4 protein-coding genes and 1 pseudogene are annotated in these 6,265 nt (G+C 64.7%); 1 reads left to right on the top strand and 4 read right to left on the bottom strand.

From position 1 onward, the window contains the following. Window positions 1-541: pseudogene (locus ENZ74_RS17780) on the bottom strand (hypothetical protein); the annotation flags it as partial. 159 nt (window positions 542-700) lie between these two features. Here ENZ74_RS17780 and ENZ74_RS17775 point away from each other — a divergent pair. After that, the gene (locus ENZ74_RS17775; protein ID WP_063168613.1) at window positions 701-1,813 is read left to right on the top strand and encodes a KamA family radical SAM protein; all 1,113 of its coding nucleotides are present in this window, start codon (window positions 701-703) and stop codon (window positions 1,811-1,813) included. A gap of 9 nt (window positions 1,814-1,822) precedes the next feature. On the opposite strand, the gene ENZ74_RS17770 is transcribed toward ENZ74_RS17775, so the two are convergent. From ENZ74_RS17770 to ENZ74_RS17760, 3 genes are all read right to left on the bottom strand, one after another. Beyond that, a complete protein-coding gene (locus ENZ74_RS17770) occupies window positions 1,823-2,428 on the bottom strand; it encodes a 4'-phosphopantetheinyl transferase superfamily protein (protein ID WP_063170289.1) in 606 nt (201 codons plus the stop codon). Between the two features lie 47 nt (window positions 2,429-2,475). Then, on the bottom strand, window positions 2,476-2,925 hold the full coding sequence (locus ENZ74_RS17765; protein WP_244514318.1) for a GNAT family N-acetyltransferase: 450 nt from the start codon (window positions 2,923-2,925) through the stop codon (window positions 2,476-2,478). Further along, a partial coding sequence (locus ENZ74_RS17760) for a Pls/PosA family non-ribosomal peptide synthetase (protein ID WP_127312894.1) occupies window positions 2,922-6,265 on the bottom strand: 3,344 nt, incomplete at its 5' end. The genes ENZ74_RS17765 and ENZ74_RS17760, both read right to left, overlap by 4 nt.

Here is a 6,265-nt window from a genome sequence, read left to right as displayed (position 1 = left end):
TCGTCAACCAGCTCGATCCGACGCTATGGTTCGACATCGTGCGCGACAGGTTGAGGATGTCGAAGTCCCGGATGTCGACGTCGCGCTCAACCAGCAGGATTTCGCGGATCTGCTTGCCAAGCTCCGCTCCCTGCGCGCCGATGGCGGCGTTGGTTCCACCAAGTTCGGGACTAACGTAGGCCCCGCCGTCATCCAGCAGCGCGTCGAATTCGCCAAGTGACTCGACGAGGGGAGCGCCACGAGCGATGCGCGCCGCCAGCTTGGCCAGAACCTGCTGGAGATCCGTTTCGCGTCTGCGCTGGTCTTGGTAATTCTGCTGGAAAAAGAAGATGAACAGCGACACGCCGATGCCGATCAGGATCACGCCCAACTGCGAGAAGATGTTACGGTAGTATTCCAGCAGCTTTTCGCGATGACGCACGTCGTCGCGCACACTGTGGGCGACGCGCAGATTGACGATCAGCGACAGGATGAGCAGCCCAGTACCGACGAGGATGAGGCCGCCGATGAGCAGGTAACCATGGCCTGTGCTGAAGTCCATTCGTTTTCCCTGAAGCCCAGACTGCGCAGAATAGTGCCATTTTGGCTAAATACCTACGGATTTGCAGGCGGTGGATTTGATGGCGGCGACCACCCCAGAAGGTTGACCCGCCTGGCCATCCGGCCGATAGCTCCGCCAGAAACTGCCCCGAGAACCCTGATGACTTCAGACACGAACCTCCACGATGCACGCTCCGCCGATCCTGACACCGCCTGGCAGGCGGACGTCCGCGCCGGGGTGCGCCACGTCCGCGACCTTGACCGCCTCCCGCTGTCGTCAGCCGAGCGCGCAGCCGCCCAGGCCGCGGCGGCGAACCACAAGGTGCGCGCGCCCAAAGCCTATCTCGACCTGATCGACTGGAACGACCCGGCTGATCCGATCCGGGCGCAGGTCATCCCGTCTCCGCAAGAACTTGAGGAAGCGGAAGGCGAACTCGACGATCCGATCGCCGACCATGACTTCAGCCCGGTGCCGCGCTTGACGCATCGCCATGCCGACCGGGTGCTGTTGTTCCCGACCTACCAATGCGCGGTCTATTGCCGGTTCTGCTTCCGCAAGGAATCGCTGACCTCGATCGGCAGGGGTTATACGCGCGAGGCGCTGGAGCCGGCGCTGGCCTATATCGCGGATCACCCCGAAATCCGCGAGGTGATCCTGACCGGCGGCGATCCGCTGTCGCTGCCCGACAAGGCGCTGGCCGAAATCCGCGCGCGCATCGAAGCGATCGCGCATGTGCGGCTGCTGCGCATCCACACGCGCGTTCCGGTGGCGCTGCCGTCGCGCATCACGCCGGGGCTGGTTGCGGCCCTGCAGGGCCGGCTGATGGTCACCATCGTCACCCATTTCAACCACGCGCGGGAAATCACTCAGGCCACGGAAACCGCCTGTCGCACGCTGCGGCAAGCCGGCTTCGTGCTGCTCAACCAGAGCGTTCTGCTCAAAGGCGTCAACGACAGCGTCGAGGCGCTGGAGGAGCTCTGCCGCGAGCTGATGTATCGCCTCGGCGTCAAACCCTATTACCTGCACCATGGCGACCTCGCGCGCGGCATGGCGCACCGGCGCACGACGATTGCGCAGGGGCAGGCGCTGACCGAAGCGCTGCGGGCGCGACTGTCGGGCATCTGCAACCCCGTCTATGTGCTCGACCTGCCGGAAGGCGGCGGCAAGGTGCCGATCGGGCCTTGCCATGTCGAGGGACGGGAGGGCGAGAACTGGCGGCTGCGCGGGCTGGATGGCGAGGTGAGGGCGTATACGGAGATCGTTGGCGAATAGGACTGCGCGCTAACCCCTGTCTTTCTCGACAAACGCCAGCACCACCACGCGCGGGGCAACGCAGTAGGCGAGCCTGGCCTTGCGGCCTGTCTTCGTCGTCGCGTGGCCTGCGTTCAGGTCGACGGTGATGTCCTCATAGCCCAGCACCTCGCGATCGAGCGGATAGACGGCCTTGTAGACGGCTTCCTTGGCGGCAAAAAGGATGCGGCCGGCAAGATGCCGGTCGGCTGCGTCGGTGCGGTCCGCGGGTGTTGTCACGAGCGCCAAAATATCATCCGGGAGAGGCTGCGCGGGCTCGACGTCGATGCCGAGCGAGGCGATATCGCCAACCGGTGCAACCGCCGCTACCGCCATGTCGTCGTCGTGCGCGAGCGAACCCATTATTCCCTCGGGCCAGACCGGCGCGCCGGTTGGCGCGCGCAGGATGGCGACGTCGCCGACGCCAAGCTCCGCCAGCAGTCCGTGCGCGATCCAGCGCGCAGCGCCGCTGGCGCGCCGCATGGCAAGCTGGCGCGCCGCGATAGAGCGGGCTTCCATGGGCAGCAGATGGGCTTCATCGCCTTCGCGGATCAGGCGGCATCCGATCCGGACACCGCTCGGCGCGATCGCGGCCATAGCCTCCAGCAGGGTCGTTTCCGCCGATGAATTCGCAACGGGCGGCGTCAACGATCGACCATCGGCAGGACGGCGATCATTTCTCCGTCCTCGTCGATGCCTTGTTCCACGAAGCCGGCTGCGCGATAGAGGTGGCGTGCGGCCTCGTTCTCGGGCTCGTAGCAGATCGAAACCTCCCTGATATGGCCGAGATTTCCGATCTCGTCGAGCAAGGCGCGCAATGCGGCTTTGCCATAGCCTTTGCCCTGGTGGGCGCGGTCGATCATGAAGCGGTAGACCAGCGCCTCGTTGTCCGACGCATCGTACATCAGGAAACCGACGACACGGGTCCCAGCCATGATGGCGCGCGGCCGCGCGTCTTCGTCGGTTTCGGCTTCTTCGAGGGACTCCGAATTGCCGGCGACGAAATCCCTCTGCTCCGGAGCCAGTTCCAGGGCCGCCACCAGAGCGCGGTTGGCCCTGGTCACGGCAACGAGACGGATGTCCTCGGTGTTCAAGCCGATGCCTTGGCCGAGGACTCGGTGATCGGTTCGACGAAGCGATGCAGCTTGGCCGGGTTGCCGCGCCATATGGAGTTGGGCTCCAGCTCTTCGCCCTTCATGACGAAGGAGTCGACATCGACCACCGAACCTTCGCCCATGACAACGCCGTAGTGGACAAAGGCGGAGGGTCCGAGCGTGCAGCCCTTGCCGATGCGGATGAAGTCGGACTTGAAGGCGCCTTCTTCCAGCGAATGGGCCTGGATGACGCAGCCCTCGTTGAGGGTGGCGTCGTCGCCGATCTCCACCAGCGAGCGTTCTGTCAGATTGCTGCCGCCGTCATAGACACGGCTGCCGATCTTGACGCCCAGCATGCGCAGGATCATCGGCCGGAACGGCGTGCCGGCGAACAGCCGCACGATCGGCGAATCCGCCAGCTTCCAGTGGCGTTCATGACGCCAGAACGCGACGTCATAGATCGTCGTCATCTGCGGCTTCAGCCTGCCGAAACCAAGACTTGCCCGTTCCACGAAGATGTAGAACGGAATGGTGATCGCCGAGGTCAGCAGCACGGCGACGAACAGTGCGACTTCAGCCCATTCGGTGTAGTAGTTCAGCGCCCGGTCCCAGATCGCCAGCGTGGCGAACAGCATGACCCATTGCGTTGCCACGAACAGCAGGATCGTCACCAGATTGTGGCGGTTCTTCAATGGGATGCGCCGGCGCCGGTCGTCCTCGTCGATGCCGGCGATGAGTTCCTTGTCGCGGTTCACCATGCGCGGGATTTCAAAGGCAGGCGAACCCAAGAGCCCGACATTCTCGCGCAGCGGCCCGTCGATGGGGATCATCACCTTGGTGCCGAGCAGGACGTTGTCGCCGGTGCGGCCGTCCGGCGGATAGTAGATGTTGTTGCCGAGATAATTGCGCTCGCCGATCCTCGTCGGCTCGAGCCTGAAGGCGGCGGCGGATTTGTGCATGTTGATCATGAACAGCCCGTCCGACACCATGGTCTCGGTGCCGATCTCGCACAGAAGCGGGTTTTCGTGCTGCTGGTTGGAGCCGAAATTGGAGCCGGTCTGCACCACCTTGTTGAGATTCCAGCCGATCGCTCGCATGTAGTGCACGATGGCCGAGCTGTCGCCGGCCAGCAGGCCGAGCACGCGGGAATTGCTGGAGAATTCAGCGACGGTCTGCAGCCAGTAGCGGAAGCCGTACAGCGTGTAGGTGCGGCCTGGCTTCAACAGCAGGCTGACCAGGCGCGGCACCAGCGTCGCCGCCAGGAAGGATGCGGCCATGTAGCCGAACAGCGTCACCGTGGTGCCGATCGCGACGACGCCGATGGTTTCCTGGTAGTCGTCGCCGACATTTTCCCAATAGCTGTGGAACAGGAGCGGCAAGGGAGTGACGATGGCAAACAGGCCGATCAGCTGAACCGCTTCGAACAGGAAGCGCCGGATGTTGGACGGATCGACATTGCGCACCTTGCAATAGTCGGCCGTGGTCGGCACGGCCGGCGAGCCATGCCAGCGTTCGCCGTCGGGGATGCTTTGGCCGCGGTGCAGCGAGGACGAATGGCCGAGCTGGGCGCCGTCGCCGATCCTGGTGTCGATGTCGAGCGTCGAACCGACGCCGACAAAGGCATCGCGGCCGATGGTCAGCGGCCCGGTGTGGATATAGCCGGCCTGCGCCCGGAAGCCGAGGATCATCGATTCCTTGCGCAGGATGGTGTTGGCGCCGATCGAGATGAGATCCGTGCAGACGGGCACGGATTTCGATTCGATGACGGCGTTCTTGCCGAGCCTGGTGCCGAGAAGCTGCAGGTAGATGCTGTAGAGCGGGCTGCCGCGGAACAGCACGACGGGCGCGGTGCGGATCAACGTCTTGACCACCCAGAAGCGGAAGTAACGCACGCCCCAGATGGGAAACGCTTCCGCCTTCCAGCGGCCGACCAGCACCCATTTGGCGAGGACGGCAAAACCCGACATGCCGAAGAACACGGCGGCCGAAAGCGCCACGCACCTGATGTAGAGCTGCAGCGGATCGTCGAGCGCGTCGTACATCCAGTTGAGACCACCATTGATCGCCCACAGGGCGCCATAGCTGTAGAGCCCGTAGAACATCAGCTGTGCGGCGCCGCAGGTCCAATAGGCAAGATTGGAGGCCCGCCGCGTGAGGACGGGCTCGTTGGTGGCCGTCGTCATCTCGTCCGCTACGCCCAGATGCAGCGCCAGCCGCGCCACGGTCGGGTGGAGGTAGATGTCGCGCATGGACGCCGTCGCCCATTCCTTCCTGGTGCGCACACGGGCGCAGAAATGCGCCATCAGCAGCGAGTTGGCGCCGAGATCGTCGAAGAAATTGTCCTCGACGGACACTTCGTCGAACTTCAGCACCGCGGCCAGCGCGTCGGCCAGGAAACGCTCGTCGTCATTGGCGGGCGCGACCATGGCGCGATCGCCCGAAAGCCGCACGCTTGTCGGCTTCGGCAGCTGGCGCAAATCCACCTTGTTGGAAACCGTCATCGGGATCGCCGGCAGCTCCTCGAGATAGGAGGGCACCATGTAGTCCGGCAGCCGCCGCTTCATCGTCCTGGCGAGGTCCGCGCGCGAGATCGCCGTCTGGCCGGCCTTCGCTGCGAAATAGGCGACGAGTTCGACGCGGCCGGGCTCGATCTCCCAGGTGGTGACGGCGGCTTGAGCGATCTCGGGCTGGTCGAGCAGCACCGCCTCGATCTCGCCGAGCTCGATGCGGTAGCCGCGGATCTTCACCTGGGTGTCGATGCGGCCGTTATACTCGATCTCGCTTTGGTCGTTGATGCGGCCAAGGTCGCCGGTGCGGTAGATGCGCTTGGACGGGTTGTTCGGCAGGCCGACGAAATCGGCGATGAATTTCTGTTCGGTCAGGTCGGGCCGGTTGAGATAGCCGACCGCGAGCCCGATGCCGGCAATGCCGATCTCGCCCAGTTCGCCCGGCTCGGCAAGCTGCGGCAGCGAAGCGTCGAGGATGACGATCGAGTAGGTCGGCAGCGGCGCGCCGATGGTGACGGGACTGTCCGGCGTCAGCGCGCCCATGGTGGCGGTGACGGTCGCCTCGGTCGGGCCGTAGGTGTTCAGGATCTGCCGCCCCGGCTTCGACCAGCGCACCACCAGATTGTGCGGACAGGCCTCGCCGCCCACCAGCAGCGTGCGCAGGCTGGGCACATCCGATGTCATCGACGACAGCAGCGTCGGGCTGCAGGCGATGCAGGTGATGTCATGGAGCCGCAGGAAATCGGCGAGTTCCTCGCCCACCAGCGGCATCTGGCCAGGAGCGGGCACCACCGTCGCGCCGGCGACGAACGGCACCCAGATCTCTTCGGAGG

This window comes from Mesorhizobium sp. M7A.F.Ca.CA.002.15.2.1 (assembly GCF_003998715.1).
GTDB lineage: Bacteria > Pseudomonadota > Alphaproteobacteria > Rhizobiales > Rhizobiaceae > Mesorhizobium > Mesorhizobium ciceri.
Note: the sequence above shows the minus strand (reverse complement) of the source record. Positions and strands in the feature narration are given on the sequence as shown.